The organism is Solidesulfovibrio carbinoliphilus subsp. oakridgensis (genome assembly GCF_000177215.2).
Classification (GTDB): domain Bacteria; phylum Desulfobacterota; class Desulfovibrionia; order Desulfovibrionales; family Desulfovibrionaceae; genus Solidesulfovibrio; species Solidesulfovibrio carbinoliphilus.
This window is the reverse complement of the sequence record NZ_CM001368.1, coordinates 1,309,069-1,327,964: the sequence shown is the minus strand read 5'-3', so window position 1 is coordinate 1,327,964 and position 18,896 is coordinate 1,309,069. Positions and strand designations below refer to the sequence as shown.

General features: G+C 68.2%; 20 protein-coding genes. 6 read left to right on the top strand and 14 right to left on the bottom strand.

Features of this window, described 5'->3' with window-relative positions; genetic code table 11:
• Window positions 1-161: 161 nt before the first annotated feature.
• Window positions 162-821, bottom strand: coding sequence for a hypothetical protein (locus DFW101_RS05950; RefSeq protein ID WP_009180611.1), 660 nt, complete (start codon window positions 819-821; stop codon window positions 162-164).
• Between the two features lie 10 nt (window positions 822-831).
• Window positions 832-2,676: an adenylate/guanylate cyclase domain-containing protein gene (locus tag DFW101_RS05945; protein WP_009180610.1), complete on the bottom strand. Its 1,845-nt coding sequence runs from the start codon at window positions 2,674-2,676 to the stop codon at window positions 832-834.
• 245 nt (window positions 2,677-2,921) lie between these two features.
• Here DFW101_RS05945 and cysK point away from each other — a divergent pair, with 245 nt between their 5' ends.
• Complete coding sequence (gene cysK, locus DFW101_RS05940) at window positions 2,922-3,851, top strand: cysteine synthase A (RefSeq protein ID WP_009180609.1); 930 nt, start codon at window positions 2,922-2,924, stop codon at window positions 3,849-3,851.
• Window positions 3,851-4,798, top strand: a complete 948-nt coding sequence (gene epsC / locus DFW101_RS05935) for a serine O-acetyltransferase EpsC (protein ID WP_009180608.1) — start codon at window positions 3,851-3,853, stop codon at window positions 4,796-4,798. Before cysK ends, epsC begins: the two co-directional genes overlap by 1 nt.
• Window positions 4,799-5,085: 287 nt before the next feature.
• On the opposite strand, the gene DFW101_RS05930 is transcribed toward epsC, so the two are convergent.
• The 9 genes from DFW101_RS05930 to miaB all read right to left on the bottom strand — a co-directional run bounded on the left by DFW101_RS05930 (window position 5,086) and on the right by miaB (window position 12,171).
• A complete protein-coding gene (locus DFW101_RS05930) occupies window positions 5,086-5,295 on the bottom strand; it encodes a TOBE domain-containing protein (protein ID WP_009180607.1) in 210 nt (69 codons plus the stop codon).
• 426 nt (window positions 5,296-5,721) lie between these two features.
• Entirely contained in the window at window positions 5,722-6,540 is an 819-nt protein-coding gene (locus DFW101_RS05925; protein ID WP_009180606.1) for a family 1 encapsulin nanocompartment shell protein, read from the bottom strand.
• 16 nt (window positions 6,541-6,556) lie between these two features.
• Window positions 6,557-6,949 carry an encapsulin-associated ferritin-like protein gene (locus tag DFW101_RS05920; RefSeq protein WP_009180605.1) on the bottom strand — a complete coding sequence of 131 codons (393 nt, stop codon included), beginning with the start codon at window positions 6,947-6,949 and terminating at the stop codon, window positions 6,557-6,559.
• A 123-nt stretch (window positions 6,950-7,072) separates the two neighbouring features.
• A complete protein-coding gene (locus DFW101_RS05915; RefSeq protein WP_009180604.1) occupies window positions 7,073-7,705 on the bottom strand; it encodes a hypothetical protein in 633 nt (210 codons plus the stop codon).
• Between the two features lie 9 nt (window positions 7,706-7,714).
• Window positions 7,715-8,668 carry a TPM domain-containing protein gene (locus DFW101_RS05910; RefSeq protein WP_009180603.1) on the bottom strand — a complete coding sequence of 318 codons (954 nt, stop codon included), beginning with the start codon at window positions 8,666-8,668 and terminating at the stop codon, window positions 7,715-7,717.
• A 158-nt stretch (window positions 8,669-8,826) separates the two neighbouring features.
• On the bottom strand, window positions 8,827-9,411 hold the full coding sequence (locus tag DFW101_RS05905; RefSeq protein WP_009180602.1) for a LemA family protein: 585 nt from the start codon (window positions 9,409-9,411) through the stop codon (window positions 8,827-8,829).
• A gap of 263 nt (window positions 9,412-9,674) precedes the next feature.
• Window positions 9,675-10,340 (bottom strand): histidinol phosphate phosphatase domain-containing protein, encoded by a 666-nt coding sequence (locus DFW101_RS05900; protein ID WP_009180601.1) that lies wholly within the window; start codon window positions 10,338-10,340, stop codon window positions 9,675-9,677.
• Between the two features lie 3 nt (window positions 10,341-10,343).
• Window positions 10,344-10,838 (bottom strand): bifunctional nuclease family protein, encoded by a 495-nt coding sequence (locus tag DFW101_RS05895; protein ID WP_009180600.1) that lies wholly within the window; start codon window positions 10,836-10,838, stop codon window positions 10,344-10,346.
• Window positions 10,831-12,171: a tRNA (N6-isopentenyl adenosine(37)-C2)-methylthiotransferase MiaB gene (gene miaB / locus DFW101_RS05890; protein WP_009180599.1), complete on the bottom strand. Its 1,341-nt coding sequence runs from the start codon at window positions 12,169-12,171 to the stop codon at window positions 10,831-10,833. Before miaB ends, DFW101_RS05895 begins: the two co-directional genes overlap by 8 nt.
• Window positions 12,172-12,410: 239 nt before the next feature.
• Here miaB and DFW101_RS05885 point away from each other — a divergent pair, with 239 nt between their 5' ends.
• Genes DFW101_RS05885 through DFW101_RS05875 form a run of 3 tightly spaced genes read left to right on the top strand, consistent with a single transcriptional unit; the run spans window position 12,411 to window position 16,022 of the window.
• On the top strand, window positions 12,411-13,823 hold the full coding sequence (locus tag DFW101_RS05885) for a class II fumarate hydratase (RefSeq protein ID WP_009180598.1): 1,413 nt from the start codon (window positions 12,411-12,413) through the stop codon (window positions 13,821-13,823).
• Window positions 13,813-15,153 (top strand): D-serine ammonia-lyase, encoded by a 1,341-nt coding sequence (locus DFW101_RS05880; protein ID WP_009180597.1) that lies wholly within the window; start codon window positions 13,813-13,815, stop codon window positions 15,151-15,153. The genes DFW101_RS05885 and DFW101_RS05880 overlap by 11 nt, the downstream gene beginning before the upstream one ends.
• Window positions 15,150-16,022: a DUF1848 domain-containing protein gene (locus tag DFW101_RS05875; protein ID WP_009180596.1), complete on the top strand. Its 873-nt coding sequence runs from the start codon at window positions 15,150-15,152 to the stop codon at window positions 16,020-16,022. Before DFW101_RS05880 ends, DFW101_RS05875 begins: the two co-directional genes overlap by 4 nt.
• A gap of 289 nt (window positions 16,023-16,311) precedes the next feature.
• Here the strand turns inward: DFW101_RS05875 and DFW101_RS05870 are convergent, their stop codons facing one another.
• Window positions 16,312-16,677, bottom strand: a complete 366-nt coding sequence (locus DFW101_RS05870) for a hypothetical protein (protein WP_009180595.1) — start codon at window positions 16,675-16,677, stop codon at window positions 16,312-16,314.
• Window positions 16,678-16,767: 90 nt separating this feature from the next.
• Here DFW101_RS05870 and DFW101_RS05865 point away from each other — a divergent pair, with 90 nt between their 5' ends.
• Window positions 16,768-17,100 (top strand): tRNA-binding protein, encoded by a 333-nt coding sequence (locus DFW101_RS05865; RefSeq protein WP_009180594.1) that lies wholly within the window; start codon window positions 16,768-16,770, stop codon window positions 17,098-17,100.
• 70 nt (window positions 17,101-17,170) lie between these two features.
• Here the strand turns inward: DFW101_RS05865 and DFW101_RS05860 are convergent, their stop codons facing one another.
• Window positions 17,171-17,749, bottom strand: a complete 579-nt coding sequence (locus DFW101_RS05860) for an adenylyl-sulfate kinase (protein ID WP_009180593.1) — start codon at window positions 17,747-17,749, stop codon at window positions 17,171-17,173.
• Between the two features lie 2 nt (window positions 17,750-17,751).
• Window positions 17,752-18,876 carry a phosphotransferase family protein gene (locus DFW101_RS05855; protein WP_009180592.1) on the bottom strand — a complete coding sequence of 375 codons (1,125 nt, stop codon included), beginning with the start codon at window positions 18,874-18,876 and terminating at the stop codon, window positions 17,752-17,754.
• Between the last annotated feature and the right edge of the window lie 20 nt (window positions 18,877-18,896).

The window sequence follows — 18,896 nt, the reverse complement described above, 5'->3', positions numbered from 1 at the left end:
AAACAGAGCCAGATTACGGCTACGGAAGAGGGGCAAAGGAACCCTTGCGGGATTCCAAAGGGCGATAGCCCTTTGGCCGCCGGAGGCTTCCCCTCGACCCTATTTCAGTAAAACGACATGACGCGACGGGCGGCCGGGCCGCCCGTCGCGTTTTTTTTGTCCTACTGGTCCCACTGGGCCAGGGTCTCGTTTTCCGGATGCGCTTCCCGCAGGCGCTTCAGCTCCTCGCCAAGGCGGCGACGCTGGTCGAGCCGGGTCAGTTCCTCCAGGAGCACGATGTCCGGGCCCACGTCGCCCGGGGCGGCCGCCTGGCGCATTTGGGCCACTTGCGCTTCGACCTCGGCGAGTTGGGCCCGGTCCTCGTCTGTGAGCGGCTTGTCTTCCGGCAGGGTGACGTCGCGGGTCTTGACCTGGGCTGTCGCCTGTTCGCCGGCCTGGGTCAGGATGGAGGAGGCCTCGCCGCCGGCCGGCCGGGCGCGCAGGGGCAGCTTGTCGGTCACGGGCGGGCCGGCGCTGTCCGGGCTCTGGCCGCCGTCGGCGGTGATGAGGACCGTCGCCGGGCCGGTCCAGGTTTCGCGGACGCCTTTCTGCAAAAAGGCCAGCTGCACTTCGGTTCCCGGAGTCAGATCCAGGCGCTCGCCCTCGCGCAGGCGGGTGAAGACGGCCAGCGGCTTTTTGGGACCATCGGCCGGGGAAAGGCTGGCCTGGCCGGTGATGGCCGAAACGAGGCACACCAGGCGCGTCTGCTCGGCCGCGGCCGGGGCCGTCCAGAAAGCCCCCAGAAGCAGCAGGGAGAAAAGCAGGGTACGGATGCGGGACATGACTGCTCCTTTATTGGTCGGCCAGCCCGAGGATTTCCAGGGCCGGCACGGGTTCGCTCTTGCCTTTGACATGGGCCTGCTCCCGGCGTCCCGTCAAGACGCCGACACCGGCCAGATCCACGACGGTCTGGCTGGCCACCACCGGACACCCCATCTCCTTGGTGAAGCCTTCCAGGCGCGAGGCGGTGTTCACGGTGTCGCCAATGACCGTGAAATCGAGCCGTTGGCGCGAGCCGATGTTGCCGACAACGGCCGGGCCGGAATGGAGCCCGACGCCGATGCGAAAGGTCCAGTCCCCGAGATGGGGGAAGCGTTTCTGCATCCAGCCCTGGAAGTCGTTTGAAGCAGCAACCATGCCAAGGGCCGTGGCCAGGGCCTGCCGGGCGTGGGCCGGATCGGCCAGGGGGGCGCCGAAAACGGCCATGACCGCGTCGCCGATGAATTTGTCGATCATGCCGCCATGCTCCAGAATGATGTCGCAGACCTTGGAAAAATAGGCGTTTAGAAGCTCGACTACCTCCTGCGGGCCGAGCTTTTCGCTTAATGTCGTGAAATTCCGGATGTCGGAGAAAAGGATGGTGACCGTGGCCAGGGAGCCGCCGGGCGCGGGCGGCTTGCCGCTGGCCAGGATGCCGTCGATGGCCGCGTCGGACACGTACTTGCCGAAGGCGTGGCGGATGTGGGCCTTTTCGCGTTCCCCGCGCGTCAGGCGCACGGCGTTGGCCCCGGCCCAGGTCAGGGTCAGGCCGAAGTCGCAGCCGGCCATGGGCATGAGCCAGCCGTACCGGAAAAGGCCGTAGCCGAGGCCAAAGGAGGCCACGGCGCACCCGGCCGTGGCCAGGGCCGAGCGGCCCGGGCCGAGCTTGGCGCAGGCCAGGGCGCACAGGGCCAGAAACGGCAGCCAGGCGGCCGCGGCCCCCAGGCGGCCGATGGGCGCCAGGCCGCGGCCGGTCAGGAGCGCCTCCACGATGTTGGCGTGGATCTCCGGGCCGGGCATGAATTCCTTGGGCGCGCCGAAGACGGGCAGGGAATAGGGCGAGGCCAGCCGGTCGTGGGCCCCGTGGATGTCGATGCCAAGGATGACGACCTTGCCGGCCAGCGCCTTGACCTCGGGGTCGTTCGCCGCGTCAGGGGCCAGGAGCCGGGCGAAGCTTATGTGCGCAAACGTGCCCGGCGGGCCGGCAAAGGCGATGGGCCGGGGGACCAGCGCGGTCTGGGCGTCGATGTCGACTAGGCCCGGCGCCTTGGGATCGGCCCGCCGGGCCAGGGCGGCGGCAAAGGACAGCCGGGGCTCGCCTTCGGAATAAAGGGCCGGGGCGAAACGCCGGACCACGCCGTCGCGGTCGAGCGGCACGTTGGTGAGGCCCAGATCGGCCTCGTGGCCGGGCAGGGCCAGCAGATAGTCGGTGGCCGGCAGGCTGAAGGACGGCTCCCCGGATTCGGTGGACACGCTGGCCGCCAGGATGACCTTGCCCCGGGCCAGTTCCAGCATGAAGTCGCGGTCGAAATCCCGGCTGGAATCGGCCCCGATCAGATCCATCCAGGTGACGGGGCTCAAGGCCGGCTGGATGTCCATGCCGACGGCCACGGCCCCGGCCTCGCGGATTCGGGCCAGCACCTTGGCGTACAGCGGCCCCCAGAAGACGAGCGGCCGGTCGGGTTCGGCGGCCAGCGCCTCGTCGTCGAGCAGGGCCACGGCCACGCGGGAGGGCTCGGCCCGCTTGCCGGCCAGCACGTGCCACAGGTCCGAGGTCCAGGCGTCGACGCGCCGGGCCGGTTCGAGGGTGGCGGCGAAAAGGCCGGCGGCCAGGGCGGCCAGGGTCAGCAGACTGTAAAAAAGAGGCTTGAAATGCATGGCGGTTCCGGAATGCGGGCGGGCCGTGGGGCCCTGCGGCAGGGGTTGCGGGGCGGTCGGGCTGCTCCATCCGTCCCTGCCGGCCGTTTGGTCCATGAAAAAAGGGCGGCGGGACGGTTCGGGACGTGGTATGGCGGTTTGTCCGAAAGCGCAAGCCGGGCGTCCGGGCCGCCGGCCCGGGCCGGCGCAAAGGACTTGCGAAAGCCCGGGGACTGTTTCAGACTTCGGCCGAGAAGGAGGGGAACATGCGTATTGCCAATGACATGACCGAGCTTGTGGGCAAGACGCCCATGGTCTGGCTGACCCGGCTGGCCGAGGGCTGCGTGGCCCGCGTGGCGGCCAAGCTCGAATCGTTCAATCCGTGTTCTTCGGTCAAGGACCGCATCGGCGTGGCCATGCTGCGCGCGGCCGAGCGCGACGGCCGCATGACCCCGGACACGGTGGTGGTCGAGCCGACGTCCGGCAACACCGGTGTCGGGTTGGCCTTCATGTGCGCCGTGCGGGGCTACAAACTGGTCCTGACCATGCCGGAGTCCATGAGCGTGGAGCGCCGGGCCCTGCTGCGCGGCTTCGGGGCCGAGCTGGTGCTGACCCCGGCCGCCCAGGGCATGCGGGGCGCGGTGGAGCGGGCCGCGGAGATGGTCAGGAGCCTGCCCAAGGCGTTCATGCCCATGCAGTTTTCCAATCCGGCCAACCCGGAGATCCACGCCCTGACCACGGCCGAGGAGATCTGGGCCGATACCGACGGGGCGGTGGACCTGTTCGTGGCCGGGGTCGGCACGGGCGGGACCCTGACCGGCGTGGCCCGGGCGATCAAATCCCGCAAACCCGATTTCCGGGCCGTGGCCGTGGAGCCGGCCTCCTCGCCGGTCCTGTCCGGTGGCAAGCCGGGCCCCCACGCCATCCAGGGCATCGGGGCCGGGTTCGTGCCCGAGGTCCTGGACATGGGCCTGGTGGACGAGGTCGTTGCCGTGGAGAACGAGGCGGCCATGCACACGGCCCGGCGGCTTTTGCGCGAGGAGGGCGTCCTTTGCGGCATCTCCTCCGGGGCCAACGCGTACGCCGCCATCGAGATCGCCAAACGGCCGGAAAACGCCGGCAAGCTGGTGGTCTTCGTGGTCTGCGACACGGGCGAGCGCTACCTCTCGACCCCGCTTTTCGCCGAGGAGGCCTGATGTCCCCCCTGGAAAACCAGCTGCCGCGCCCCAAAAAGCGCACCCCGGTGGAATGGGTGGCCGAGATGCTCTGCGAGGAGGCCTCCTACCGCAAGGTCTACCACCGGCCGCTCCACGACGAGCCCATGCCGTCGATCACGGCCCTGGTCGAGATCATGGAGCGGCTGCGGGCCGTCCTTTTCCCGGGCTATTTCGGCCACTCGGACATCACGCCCGAGAACATGCGCTTTCACATCGGGGCCAGTCTCGATGCCATAAACAAGCTTTTGACCGACCAGGTCCGCCGGGGCTACTGCTTTTTCTGCGAAATGGACCGGGCCGGGAACTGCCAGGACTGCGAGGAACGGGCCAGGCGGCTGGCCGGGGATTTTCTCATGCGCCTGCCGGACATCCGCGAACTCCTGGCCGAGGACGCCCAGGCCGCCTTCGAGGGCGATCCGGCCTCGCGGTCGCCCGGCGAGACCATCTTCTGCTACCCGAGCCTGACGGCGCTCACCCACTACCGGGTGGCCCACGAACTCCACACCCTCGGCGTGGACCTCATCCCGCGCATCATCACCGAGATGGCCCACTCCCGCACCGGCATCGACATCCACCCCGGCGCCACCATCGGCCGGCGGTTTTTCATCGACCACGGCACGGGCACGGTCATCGGGGAAACCTGCGTCATCGGCAACGGCGTGCGCCTCTACCAGGGCGTGACGCTTGGGGCCAAGAGCTTTCCCAAGGACGAGCAGGGGATGCTCGTCAAGGGCATCGCCCGCCATCCGGTGGTCGAGGACAACGTGGTGGTCTATTCCGGGGCCACCGTGCTCGGCCGGGTCACCATCGGCAAAGGCTCGGTCATCGGCGGCAACGTCTGGGTGGTAAGCGACGTGCCCCCCTATTCGCGCATCGTGCAGCAAGGGCCGGGCGGCGTCGTCATCCCGGACGGCGGCGGCATTTGATGTAAGGCAGGAAGAGGGAAACGCCTCCGGCGGCCAGGAGGGACGCGCCCCTCCTGGACCACCCGGGAAGGGGGCGGACGGACGTCCGGGAGGGGGCCCCAGGAGTCCTCATGCGCTTCCGGGGGATCGCGCGTTTCCTTGCCGGCGGAAACGGCAATCGATGGCTCCGAGTGGGGTGAGGGAGCGGCCCTCGCACCCCGGATTCGCCCAGGTGCACCAGAATGCCAAAAGCCCGGCCGGTTCCCGTGGGGGAGCCGGCCGGGCTTTTGGCGTTTGCCGAAGCGGTCCTAGTCGGTGACGACCATGACGCTCGACGCCTTGACCATGGCCTTGACCTTGGCGCCGGCCTTGAGGCCCATGGCCTCGGCCGACTCCTTGGTGATGACCGAGACGATCTCGACGCCGGGAGCGGCTTCGATGACGACTTCGGCATTGACCATGCCGATGGAAACCTTCTTGACGGTGCCGGGGATCAGATTGCGGGCGCTGACTTTCATGATGGTCTCTCCGTGCGGGGTATGTATGTTGGTGGAGTACGTCTGTACGCCGTCTTGGCCGGGGCGTTGCCGCCTGTGTGAAAAGAATCTAGGCGGTTTTTTAGTCACACGCAAATTATATTTTTCGTGTCTGCTATGTTATTTTTAGTGTTTGTAATTTAAGTTGGTTGCATGCGATGAGTCACGGATCTAAAATATTCGTGACAGTAGAGAAGGCCCACTGTTCCCCTGCATGGCGGCACTGGAGATGCCACGTGACGCAAGGGAAAAGTGCAGAGACAAAAAGGGGTGGGCATGGTTCGGGACCCTGGCCGGACGAGGGGAGAGGGGGTGGGGCAGGCGGCGGCAGAATGGCGCAGGCCAGGCCGGGTGCAACGCGACGGGGCCGCGCCATCCTTGGAGGAGCGGCCCCGGTGGGACGGCCGTCTAGGCCCCGCCGGCCTGGGCGTTCCAGTCGAGGCGCACGACCACTGTCGGGTCGAGCACCTGGAAAGTGAAGGATTCCAAGAAGAAAAGCGCCACCTTCTCGGTGTCGTGGGAGGCGTAGCCGATGGCGATGTCCCCGCCAAGGGTCATCTCCAGGTCGCCGCCCCGGGTGGAGACGAGGTAGGCCTCTTCGATGAAGGGGCTGACGATGACCGATCCGGACAGCATGGTTTCCAGGTACTGGGACAGGGGATAGCCCCGGACATGGCCGGACAGGGCCACCCACATCTCCGGGCCGACCACCAGATTGTAGGGCCCCTCGACCGAGGTCTTGCGCAGGGCGGTCAGGCCCTTGGACACCTTTTCCACGATGTCCTCGGGATTGCCCGTCACCTGCATCCGGGTCTGGCTCGAGACTTCCGACAGACCCTTGATGCCGGCCGGGGCGAAACCATGGTAGATGGCCTCTTCCTCGAACCGGGCCAGCTTTTCGGCGGCCGCGTCCAGGGCGCCGAGGTCGATGTCCTTGCCGCCCCGGGCCGCGTTGTCGATCTCCGCGATGTCGAGGGTGAAGGGCACCTTGACCTCGATGAGCGGCTTGACCTGGTGCAGGCCGTAGGTGATGCCGGAAACGGACTGGGTCTTGGCATAGTCGATGCGCCCGAGCGGCACGGCGGCGTATTCCCAGCCCAGCGGCCCGGCCACGTCCACGATCTTGCGGGCGGAGAGCATGCTGGTCAGCGTCTGGCGGGCGCGGCTGTCCACGGCCTGCCAGGCGGCGGCGGTGATGGGGGCGAGGTCGCGTTTCAGGATATCCATGGCGTCTCCCGTGGGGTTAACGGTTTCCCTTGAGGCTGCCGATGCCAAGCGAGGCGCCGCCGGGCGCGGTGGCGGCGGCCGACGGCGCGGCCTCGGGGCCGGCCTCGCCGGCGGTGGCGGCGTCTTCCAGGGCCGTGATGTCGCCGGTGGTGAAGAGGTAGGTGCGCATGACCGCGTCCCAGCCGGGCATGGTCCGGCGCAGCCACTCGAGGCCCATGACGGCGTGCTCCATCTCCTCGTCGCGGTTGTGGGCCATGATGGCCTTGATCTGGGGATCGGTGGCCGCGACCACGCGCTGGTGGTACCAGTTGATGGCTTCCAGCTCTTCCTTGATGCTCGTCAACGCCCGCACGAAATCCCGGTCCAGGGGCGTCAGTTCGGCCACGGGCTCATGATATTGATCCACCATGGGAACCTCCAAATGAGCGGTTGGAAAACGAAGTGTTCGAAAGTGAAGGCACTATGCCATAGCCGGAAAAGAATGCAACGACCGACCCTTGAAAAAAATGTGTCTTTTTTCGGTCGGCGGTCCTCAGAGGAGAATCAGGTCCTTGAGCGCATTGGCCTGGTCCGGGAAGGGAGGATACAGAGGGGTGAGAGCCTCGGCCAGGGTCGCAACGGCCTCCGACAGGGCCTCGGCCTGCCTGCCCTGGCGGATGCCGGCGGCCAGGGCCTCCGTTGCGGCGGCCAGCGTCGCCGGAGGGAGCTTTCCGGCCAGTCCGGCGTCCGGCAGGATGAAGACCAGATGCTCGAAGACCGAGACGTAGACCAGGACCGCGTGGCGGCCGGCGGTGCAGGCCAGGCCGTGGGCGTAGAAGGAGGCCTCGGCCGCTTGAAAGGTTTCATGGCGGGCCCGCTCGGGCGAGACGAAAATCCGCTTGAGCGCGGGCAGGCGCTTGGCGGCCTCGAAGGCGGCCAGGGAAAAAAGGCCGAAGAAAAGAAGAAACAGCCACATGTTCCGCGAGCCGGCGGCCAGGGTGCAGGCCACGCCGGCCACCAGGCCGCAGGTCACGGCGCAGGCCAGTTCGGCCTTGGGGTAGGTGTCGCTGGCCCCGACCACCATGGGCACGATTTCGGCCGCTGTCCGGGCCTCGGCCGCGCGCACCGCCGCCACCACCCGCTCCCGGTCGGCCGGGGATAAAAACGCCTGCACGAGCTTTCGCATCATAGCCTCCTACCAGCTGCCCGACGAGCCGCCGCCGCCAAAGGAGCCGCCGCCGCCCGAGAATCCGCCGCCGCCTGACGATCCGCCGCCCCCGCCGCCGATGAAAAATCCGCCGCCTCCGCCCCGGCCCGACCGGAAGAGAAACGGCCCGAGGAGGCCGAGGACCACCCCGCCGACCAGGAGAAGCAGAATGAAGCCCAGGGCCAGGCCGAAGAGCCCTCCGACCACGGGCAGGGCCACGCCGAAGATGCCGGCCCGGGCCAGGGCCGGCAGGCCCGACAGCACGGCGGACAGGATGAGCGCCAGGATGAAAAGGGCGAAAAAGGCGTTGTCGTCGCCCTTGCCGTCCGTCCGGCCCGTCTCCGGCGCGCCCTGGTATTCGCCCCGGGTGGCGGCGATGATGGCGGCCACGCCCGCTTCCACGCCGGCGTCGAAATGGCCGGCCTTGAAAGCCGGGGTGATGGCCTGGGCGATGATGCGGCCGGACAGGGCGTCGGTCAGCACCCCCTCCAGGCCGTAGCCGACCTCGATGCGGACCTTGCGGTCGCCCTTGGAAACCAGGAGCACCGCCCCGTTGTCCCGGCCCTTTTGCCCGATGCCCCAATCTTGGGCCACCTTGATGGAATAGTCCTCCAGCGATTCGCCTTCCAGCGACGGGATGGTCAGGACCACCACCTGGGTCGAGTCCGTGCGCTCGAAATCGGCCAGCTGGGCCTCCAGCCGCGCGACCGCTTCCGGCGACAGCATGTGGGCGTAGTCGTTGACCCGCCCCGCGAGACGCGGCACGTCCAGGGCCCAGGCCGAAGCGACGGTAAAAAGGACGATGAGGAGGAAGAGGCCTCCGGCGGCCAGGGCTTTGCCCTGGACCCACCGGGGGGGATGATCCCCCCCGGACCCCCGCGACGGGGCGGGCGGGGGGGGGACGGCGGCGCAGGGGGCGAAAGTTTGCGAAATGGAAGGCATCGTCCCTCCAAGGGCAAAAGAGCTTATTACAAGTCGTTTTGCATCGTCAGCCGGCAGTCCGGCCGCAGCAGGACCATCCCCTCCCCCTTTCGGGGGGTCCGGGGGGAATGATTCCCCCCGGCGGGGTCCGGGGCAGAGCCCCGGCCGTCGGAGGCCTCTTAAAATTTCACCTTGGGCGCCTGCTTGGCGGCTTCGTCGGCTTTGAAGTATTCCTTGGGCTTCAGGTGCAGGAGCAGGGAATTGGTGATGAAGTTGGGGAAGGTGCGGATCGAGGCGTTGTAGGTCTCGACGGTCTGGTTGTAGCGCTGCCGGGCCACGTTGATCCGGTTTTCCGTTCCTTCGAGCTGGTTTTGCAGGTCGCGGAAGCCCTGGTCGGCCTTGAGCTGCGGGTAGTTCTCGGCCACGGCCAGAAGGCGGGACAGGGCGGACTGCATCTGGCCCTGGGCCTGCTGGAAGGCGGCCATGGCCTCGGGATTGTTCAGGGTGTCGGGAGTTATTTTGACCTGTGTGGCCTTGGCCCGGGCTTCGGTCACGGCGGTCAGGGTGTCTTTCTCGTGGCTGGCGTAGCCCTTGACCGTTTCGACGAGGTTCGGGATCAGGTCGAGCCGGCGTTGCAGGGAGGATTCCACGTTGCCCCAGGCGGCGTTGACCGCCTCTTCGTTGGTCTGCATCTGGTTGTAGCCGCAGCCGGACAGGGTGGAAACGAACAGCATGGAAAGGAAGATTCCAAGAAGTCTGGTCATGGGCGCTCCTCAAGGATGGTGCGGATGGTAGGATGTCTATACGCCGTTTTGGCGGGAGGTTGCAAGGCGTGGACGACTGTGCCGGAAAAAAGGCCCATGGAAGCGAGCCGGGGAAGCGGGCGGTTGGACGGGCGCGGCCGGCGGCCGGCGGGTGCGCGGTCGCCGGTTGGGGAAACGGACAGATGGGGAGGGACCGGATTTCTCGCCCCGGCCCGCACGGCCCCGGGGAAAGGATCAGTCCGTGCGGTCGCGGGAGAGAAGGATCAGTCCGTGCGGCCGGCGCCGAGGATGCGGGAAACGATGTCGCGGGAATTGGACTCGGCGCACAGGTATTCCTCGTAGGAGAGGCCGGCGCCGAGGGCCACCTTCTTGCGGCGCTCCTGGGAGACCAGGTCTTCCGGGGCGTGGGCGTCGTTGTTGATGACGAGCCGGGCCCCGAACCGCCGGGCCAGGGCGGCCACGTGGCCGTTTGTCAGGCTGTGCCCCTTGCGGGTGGTGATCTCGAGGGCCACGCCGCGTTCGGCGGCCAGTTCCGCCTCTTCCGGAGTGAGAAGGCCCGGGTGGGCCAGGATGTCGGCTCCGGCTTCGATGGCCGCCAGATTGGTGCCGGTTTCCACGGGCTCGACAATGGTCTCGCCGTGGACCACCACGAGCTGGGCCCCCCGGGCCCGGGCCTGCTCCACGAGGTGGGGAATCAGCGGCGGCGGCACGTGGGTGATCTCCACCCCGCAAAGGACGGTGACGCCGAGAAAGGCCCCGGATTCGGCCACGAACCGGCCGATGTTGGTGAGAATCAGGTCGAGGTTGGAAGAATCGGCGTGGTCGGTCATGGCCATGGCCCGGTAGCCGGCCTTGGTCGCGCGCCGGGCCAGTTCGGACGGGATGAGCACGCCGTCGGAGAAGGTGGTGTGGGTGTGCAGGTCGATCATGGGTCACATCTTGTATTTGGTGTCGGTCAGGTCGAACTTTTCGAGCAGCTCCGTCCATTTGTCCGTATCATCGCTCGAAAAGGCCACCACCGTCGCGTCCTTGGACTCGTTGGCCACCTGGTCGAGGACCGGTTCGGACACCAGGATCGGGGCCTTGGCCCGCAGGGCCAGGGCGATGGCGTCGGACGGACGGCTGTCGATGCGGCGGATGCCGCCCTCCACTTCCACCTCGATGTCGGCGTAGTAGGTGCCCTCGGTGAGTTCGGTCACGTGGACGGCCACCACATGGGCGTCGAGCTTGTGGATCATGTTCAAAAGCAGGTCGTGGGTCATGGGCCGGGGCAGGGACACGTCGTTTAAGGCCAGCGAAATGGCCATGGCCTCCATGGCGCCGATCCAGATGGGCAGCACGGCTTTTTCCTGCAGATCCTTGAGGATGAGCACCGGGACTTGCGACTCCTCGTCCAGGGCCAGTCCGAATACTTTCATTTCAATCATCTCGAGCCTCCGCCTCCCCGATGAGGGAGTGCTTTTTGGCCTGGACGATGCGGGCCGGAACAATGGTTCCGGCGGCGTCGCCATGGCCCGGCAGGGGCAGGTTGACGATGCGGCCCCAGGGATCGCGGCCGCGCCAGGACGGGCCGGCCGCACCGTCGCGGCGGCTTGGGCCTTCGATCAGGATCTCGGCCGACGTGCCGACCCGGGCGGCCAGCGACGCGGTCAGGCCCGCGTCGAGGAGGGTCTGCAGTTCGGCCAGGCGGGCGGCCTTGGCCTCCGGGGCGATCTTCGGCTCCAGGCGTTCCGAGGCTGTTCCCGGCCTGTCACCGTACATGAAGGAGAAGCCGCTTTCAAACCGAACCTCGCGCACGAGGTCCAGGGTCTCCTTGAAATCGGCCTCGGTTTCGCCGGGAAAGCCGACGATGAGGTCCGTGGTCAGCGCGAGGTCCGGCCGGGCCCGGCGCAGCTTGGCCACGAGCCGGCGGTAATCGGCCGTGTCGTAGCGCCGGCCCATGCGCCGTAAAATCCTGTCCGAGCCGGACTGGACCGGCAGGTGGAGAGCCGGGCACAGTTGGGGCAGACTGCCGAAGCGCTCGATCACGTCGTCGGAGAGGTCCTTGGGGTGGGAGGTGGTGAAGCGGATGCGGGCAATGCCCGGCACCGCGGCCACGGCGTCGAGGAGCCGGGCAAAGGACGTGCCGTCGCCCGAGGCGTCGAGGCCGTAGCTGTTGACGTTCTGGCCAAGAAGCGTCACCTCGCGCACGCCGCGTTCGGCCAGGTTGCGGCATTCCTCGACCACGGCCGCCGCGCCGCGGGACTTCTGGCGGCCCCGGACAAAGGGCACGATGCAGTAGGCGCAGTAGTTGTCGCAGCCCTGCATGATGGACACGAAGGCCCGGGGCGGCAGCCTGTCCTCGGGCCAGGACTGGTCGCGTTCGGGATAGCTTTCCGTGAAATCGAGCAGCGACAGGCGAAGGCCGGGCTCCTCGGCCAGCCGGGCCAGGGCCCGGGGCGCGGCCGCGATGCCGTCGGTGCCGAAAACCAGCCGGACCATGGGAAAACGCCGCCACAGGCTGGTGCCGAGCTGCTGGGCCACGCAGCCGCCGACGGCCACGCAGGCGTTCGGGTTGTCCCGGTGCCGGTCGGCGATGCGGCCCAGTTCGCTGGCCACCTTCTGTTCGGGCTTTTCGCGCACCGAGCAGGTGAAAAGGATGAAAAGATCGGCCTCGTGTTCCGGGGCCGGGGTGAACCCTGTCGTTTGGAGAGAGCGGGTCAGCCAGTCGCCGTCTCCGACGTTCATTTGGCAGCCCATGGTGATGACGTGAAATTTCATGGCGGAAAGGAGGATAATGCAGGACCGGCCGGCGGTAAAGGGAAGGGGGCGGCCGGCCCGCCGGCGGTGTGGCGTTTTTTCCCTTTTCGCCTTGCCCGGGGCAGGCCTTTTGCCGTAACCAGAAAGCGGGATTCCAGCGTTGGTGCGGACGGGGATGCGTTGCTTGAGAACCGAAGAAGAGGGCGCGACCGCAGGCGCATAGGTGTTGCCGCCTGCCGCCGGCCAGGGAGGACCGGGCCATGGAGTACCGCGTGGAAACGGACAGCCTGGGCGAGGTGCGGGTCCCGGCCGACAGGCTGTGGGGGGCCCAGACCCAGCGGGCCATCGAATATTTCAGCCTCGGCGACGCGCTTATGCCCCGGGAGATGATCCCGGCCTACGCGGTGCTCAAAAAGGGCGCGGCCCTGGCCAACGCGGCCACGGGCGGGCTGTCCCGCGAACTGGCCGAGGCCATCGTGGCCGTGTGCGACGAGATCCAGGGCGGCAGGCACGACGCCATGTTTCCGCTTGGCGTCTGGATGAGCGGCAGCGGCACCCAGTTCAACATGAACGTCAACGAGGTCATCGCCAACCGTTGTTCTGAGCTAGCCGGGACGCCGCTCGGCTCCAAAAAGCCGGTCCACCCCAACGACCACGTGAACATGTGCCAGTCGACCAACGACAATTTTCCGGCAGCCATGCACATCGCGGCCGCAACCGCCGTGTCGGCGCGGCTTTTGCCGGCCGCAACCGCCTTCCGGGACGACCTGGCGGCCAAGGCCGCGGCCTGGGCGGACATCGTCAAGATCGGCCGCACCCACCTGCAAGACGCCGTCCCCTTGACCCTCGGCCAGGAGTTTTCGGGCTATGCCGGGCTTCTTGGCGACAACATCGGCCGGCTGGAGGCGGCTCTGGGCGACGTGTACAGGCTGCCGCTCGGCGGCACGGCCGTGGGCACGGGGCTCAATGCCGCGCCCGGCTTCGCCGGGGCGGCCATCGCGGAAATCGCCCGCCTGACCGGGCTGCCGTTCGTGCCGGCTCCGAACAAATTCGCGGTCCAGGGCTCCCACGACGCCCTGGTCCACCTGTCAGGGGTCCTGCGGACGCTGGCCGTCTCGCTTTCGAAAATCGCGGGCGACGTCCGGCTCCTCGGCTGCGGCCCGCGCGCCGGCTTCTACGAGCTCCTCCTGCCGGCCAACGAACCGGGCTCCTCCATCATGCCCGGCAAGGTCAACCCGACCCAGTGCGAGGCCCTGACCATGGTGGCGGGGCAGGTCATGGCCAACGATGTGGCCGTGGGGTTCGGCGGGGCCGGGGGCATCCTCGAAATGAACGTCTACAAGCCGCTTATTCTTGCTAACGTCATGCAGTCGATCCGCCTGCTCGCCGACGGCATGGACAATTTCCGCCGCTTCCTCCTGGCCGGTCTCGAACCCAACCGCCGGCGGATAAAGGAACTTCTCGGCCGCTCGCTCATGCTGGTGACCGCGCTCTCGCCGGTCATCGGCTACGACAACGCCGCCGCCATCGCCCACCACGCCCTGGAACACGACCTGACCCTCAAGGAGGCGGCCATGGACCTGGGCCTCGTGCATGCGGCCGATTTCGACCGTCTGGTGGTGCCGGCCCAAATGACGGGCGCCTTGCCTGCCGATGCCTCCGATGGCGCCTGAGCGCGGTTTCGTCCCGGGGCTGGACGCGGCGACCGAGGCCCGCCTGCGCCAGGAGTCGTCCTTTCTGTGGGTCAACCCCGGCCGCCGGCCCCTGGCCGAGGTGCGGGACGCCCTGGCCGTGACCTGGGCCGACATCATAGCCGCAGCCGACCGGCTGGCCCGGTTCGCGCCGCTTCTGGCCGTGCTCTTTCCGGAACTGGCCCCCGCCGGCGGCGTCATCGGATCCGAACTCCTCCCCGTGTCGCAGTTTGCCGCCCGGCTCAAGCGCCAGGGCCTGCCGGCCGGGGACGCCGTGTACCTCAAAGCCGACCACGCCCTGCCCGTGGCCGGCTCGGTCAAGGCCAGGGGCGGGTTTCACGCGGTCCTGTGCGTGGCCGAGCGCCTGGCCCTCGCGGCGGGCCTCCTGGCCGGCCCCGGCGACGACTACCGCCGGCTGGCCGAAGGTCCGGCCCGGGCCGTGTTCGCCCGGCATACGCTGTCCGTCGGCTCCACCGGCAATCTCGGCCTTTCCATCGGCATCCTGGGCCGGGCCCTCGGCTTTGACGTCACGGTCCATATGTCGGCCGAGGCCAAGGCCTGGAAAAAGGAGAAACTGCGAAGCCTGGGCGCGACCGTGGTCGAGCACCCGGGCGACTACACCGCCGCCTGTTCCGTGGCCCGGGAAGAGGCGGCCGCCTCGGCCACCACCCACTTCATCGACGACGAAAACTCCCTGGACCTCTTTCTGGGCTACGCCGTGGCCGGCCTGCGCCTGCCGGCCCGGCTCGCGGCCCAGGGCATCGCCGTCACCCCCGAACGGCCCCTGTGCCTGCATCTGCCGTGCGGGGTGGGCGGGGCCCCGGGCGGCATCGCGCTTGGGGCCAGGCTGGCCCTGGGTGACGGGGCCCTCGCCTTTTTCGCCGAGCCGACAAAGGCCCCGTCCATGCTCCTGGGACTGGCGTCCGGGCGCCACGATGCCGTGAGTGTGGCCGATCTCGGCCTTTCCGGCCGGACCATGGCCGACGGGTTGGCCGTGTCCCGGCCGTCGCGGTTCGTCGGCCGGCTGCTGGCACCGGTCGTGGACGGGGTGTTCACGGTCACGGACGCGGCCATGGCCGCCTCGGTGGCCGCCCTGTGGCGCGACGAGGGACTGCGCCTGGAGCCGTCGGCCGCCGCGTCCGCCGCCGGGCCGACGCTTGTCCGGGCGGCTGATTTGCCGCGCCTTGCCGGCCGCGACGCCACCCACATCCTCTGGGCCACGGGCGGGAGCATGCTGCCGGAAGCCGATTTCGCCGCCGTCCTGGCCCAGGCCCCGGCCGGGCAGGAGGGGGACGGGGAGCCGGCCGGGTGATCATCAGCGCCAGCCGCCGCACCGACATTCCGGCCTTCTACGCCCGCTGGCTCCTAACCCGCCTGCGGGCCGGCTTTTGCGAGGTGATAAATCCCTTCAACGCCGCCCAGGTCAGCCGGGTGTCCCTTGCGCCCGAGGACGTGTCGGCCATCGTCTTCTGGACCCGCGACCCCCGGCCGCTTGCGCCCCGTCTGCCGGAGATCCTGTCCCTTGGCCACGAGCCCTTTTTCCTCATGACGCTTCTGGACAATCCCAGGGCCCTGGACCCCAAGGGCCCGGACGCGGCCACGGGGCTGGCCGCCTTTGCCGCCCTGGCCGGCGCGCTTCCCGGCCGCGTGGCCTGGCGCTACGATCCCATCGTCCTGACCGAAAAGACGCCGGCCGACTGGCACCGGGCCGCCTTCGCCCGCTTGGCCGCCCGCCTGGCCGGCCACACGGACCGGGTCATCGTCAGCTTCCTCGAACCCTACCGCAAGATCGCCGGCCGCCTGAGGGGGCTCGCCGGGGAAGGCTACGGCCTGCTCCCGCCCGACGCGGACGCGGCCTTGGCCCTCCTCCTCGATCTCAAGGACATGGCGGCGAGCCACGGCATGACCCTTTCCACCTGCTGCCAGCCGGAAATATTCCAGGCCGCCGGCATTCCGGCCAGCCGCTGCATCGACCCGGCCTGGATCGAGCGACAAATCGGCAGGGCCGTGCCCGTGGCCAAGGATCCCCACCAGCGACCGCGTTGCGGCTGCGCCCCGAGCAAGGACATCGGGGCCTACGACCGCTGCCTCTTTGGCTGCCGCTACTGCTACGCCACCACCAGTTTCGCGCGCGCGGCGGCAAATTTCGCCGCGCATGACAGTGCGGGTGCGAGCTTGTGAGGACAGGCGGGGGAGGGGAGAAGAGCCTCCGGCGGCCGGGGGGAATCATTCCCCCCGGGCCCCCCGAACGGAGGCAAGGGGCTACCAGAGGCCGGGGAGGAGGAGGGCCATGAACACGAGGGCCAGGCCGGTTCGGACGTAAAGGCTTGTTTGCGTGTTGGCCATGGGCTCCCCCGCACAGTCCGATTTTCCGCATCATCCCGGCCGGCGAAAGCCTTGGCCCGGGAAACGGCGTCCGCCAGTCTACCTTGCCGGCTTGTTTCCGGAAAGAAAAAAGGCGGGAAAGGCGTCAGGATTTGGACGCGTAGAGCGCTGCCACCCGGGCGGCCCGGCTGTTCGGGGCGGCCGGCTTGGCCTCCGGCTCCGGGTCGGAAGGCGCGGTCGAACCGCAAGGAACGCCGGCACACGTGGAGGGGGGAAAGGCGGTCTGGTCGGCGGGTGCCTGGGCGGCCGGGGGTGCGGCGGCCTGGCCGACGGGCGTGGGCGGAGGCGGGACGGCCTGGCCGGCGGGCGCGGGCTTGGTCCCGGTCAGGCGAAAAGGCGCGGCGAACCGTCGGCCGCAGGTCGGGCAGGCCATGAGCACGCCACCGACATCGGCGGGAAAACGCAACATCTGGCCGCAGCCCGGACAGTGGCGCACGGGTCCTTCGGACATCCGAACCTCCGGAACCTGGAATCCTTGCAAAGGAAGTGCCCGTCTTGCGACGGTTGGTTACAACAAAGGGGCAACGGGAGGGAAGCCAACGTGGAACAGATTGAATTTTCGGATTTTTCCAAGGTCGACCTGCGGGTCGGGTGTATCCTCGCGGCCGAGCCGCTTCCGGGCGCGCGCCTGCCGGCCTATAAGCTGGCGGTCGATTTCGGGGAGCTTGGCGTCAAACGGTCGAGCGCCCGGGTGACCGATCTCTACAGCCCGGCGGATCTCGTCGGCCGGTTGGTGGTGGCTGTGGTCAATTTTCCGCCCAAGCGCATCGCCGGCTTTGTCTCGGAAGTCCTGGTCCTCGGCCTCGACGGCGAGGGCGGGGTGGTGCTCCTTTCGCCCGAACGCGAAGTCGCCCTGGGCCGGCGCGTCTACTAAGGGGGCTTCTTCGAAAGCGTCCCGGCATGAGTTCACCGGAAAACAGGGGCATTTTTTGAAGCGTGCCCCCTCAGGCCCGCGTCCCGGGCAGCCAGTCGCGCAGAAAGGCCAGGACCGCGTCGCGCTCTTCCTCCAGGGACAGGCGCTCCGCGTCCACCACGCACTCGGCTCCCGGGTCTTCCTCAAAGGGCACGTCCACGCCGATGACCGGGCCGAGGCCCGGGAATTTGCGGCCGGTCGTCTTTCGCAGCATGGCCTTGGCGTAGAGCCCGGCCTGAACCAGCCCCTCGGGCCGGGCCGCCTCCCGGGCCATGGCTGTCTTGAGCGTGCACCGGACATGGACTTCCGCGAAATGTTTCATGAGCCCCCGGGCGTAGGCCCGCATGGCCAGCTTCGGGGCCGAGGCGTCCATGAGGACAAGGGCATGGCCCGCCCGGTAGAGGTCCGCCGCCTCCTCGGCGAAGCGCTGGTAGGCCGCCTCCCGTTCCGCGTCGCTGTAAGTGGGATTCGGGAAATAGGCCTTGCGCCGGGCGTCGAGTTCCAGGTGGACGACGCCCGGCATGGTCAGGGCCAGTGTCCTGGCCACGGCCCGGGCCACCGCGCTTTTGCCCGACCCGGGCAATCCCGTGAACCAGAGGGCGGCCGGCATGGCTACCTCAGGTACCGGTTGAAGTTTTGGCAGTCGAACCGGTCGTCCTCGAGCACGTTGCCGAGAAACCGCAACAGCCCCTCCCGCACGGCCGGCGGATGGCCCGGATACCACTGGGGCGAGGCCACCACCAGTCCGCGAAAGACGTAGAAGGGCGCGATGACCGACAGGATCTCGTCGTCCCCGGACTCGCGCAGGTAGGTCTCCCAGAAGGTCAGGTAGAGCCGCTCGAAGTCCCCGGCCAGTTTCGGCTCCCCGTAGAGGCCGAAGAGTACGAAATTGAGGCTCATGGTGGCCACGTCGTCGGCCGGTTCGCCCCACTCGCCCCGGCTGCGGTCGAGCACCGCGAAATCCCTTGTCTTGTCCCCCCCCGGGCCGTCCTCCTGGACCAGCACGTTCCAGGGATGGAAGTCGCCGTGGACTTCGCTCAGGCGGTGGGTGAACCCCCGGAGCTTCCAGCGCCAGTCGATGATCCGCTTTTCCAGGGCGCAAAACCGCTCCGGCGGAAAAAGATCGTAGGGGTGGGGATAGGCGTCCACCAATCCGAAGATGCACTCCGACGCGCCGATCAGATTCCGCACCCGGCGCAGGTACAGGTCGGCGTCGTCCTTTTTCCGGCCATGGATCCGGGCCAGCCAGCGGGCGAACCCGCGCGCCATGTCCAGATCCCGGGCTTCGAGGCCGGTCTTTCGAATCCGCTGCAAATCCAGGTAATAGTCATACCCGGCCGCCTTTTCGCTCAGGATGAAGAATTCCTTGGGCCCGGACACGGGCACCAGCCGGTCGTCCTGGTCGAAATACCCGAGCCCGAGCGGCCGCACGTGCTTTTCAAGCTTTCCCCCGGCCTCGAATTGGAACATCAATATGGCCGCCCGGTCCCAGTAGAACTGGTGTCCGTACTTGTCGCCGCGCATGATGGAAAGCACGCCCCGGCGCACCTCTCCATCCACCTCGAAATCCAGGCACACGGGCTTGCCGTAGCCGAATTCCTTCATGCCCTGGCCGCCTTCGCCCATGGCGCACACGCCGAGCATCCGGGCGCTTGGGCCGAACGCTTCGCGCAGATACCGCTCCACGGCCTCGGGCCGCACCACGATGGGCGTCTTTTCCTCGGTTCCCTTGCGCATGTCGGCTCCTTCCCTATCGA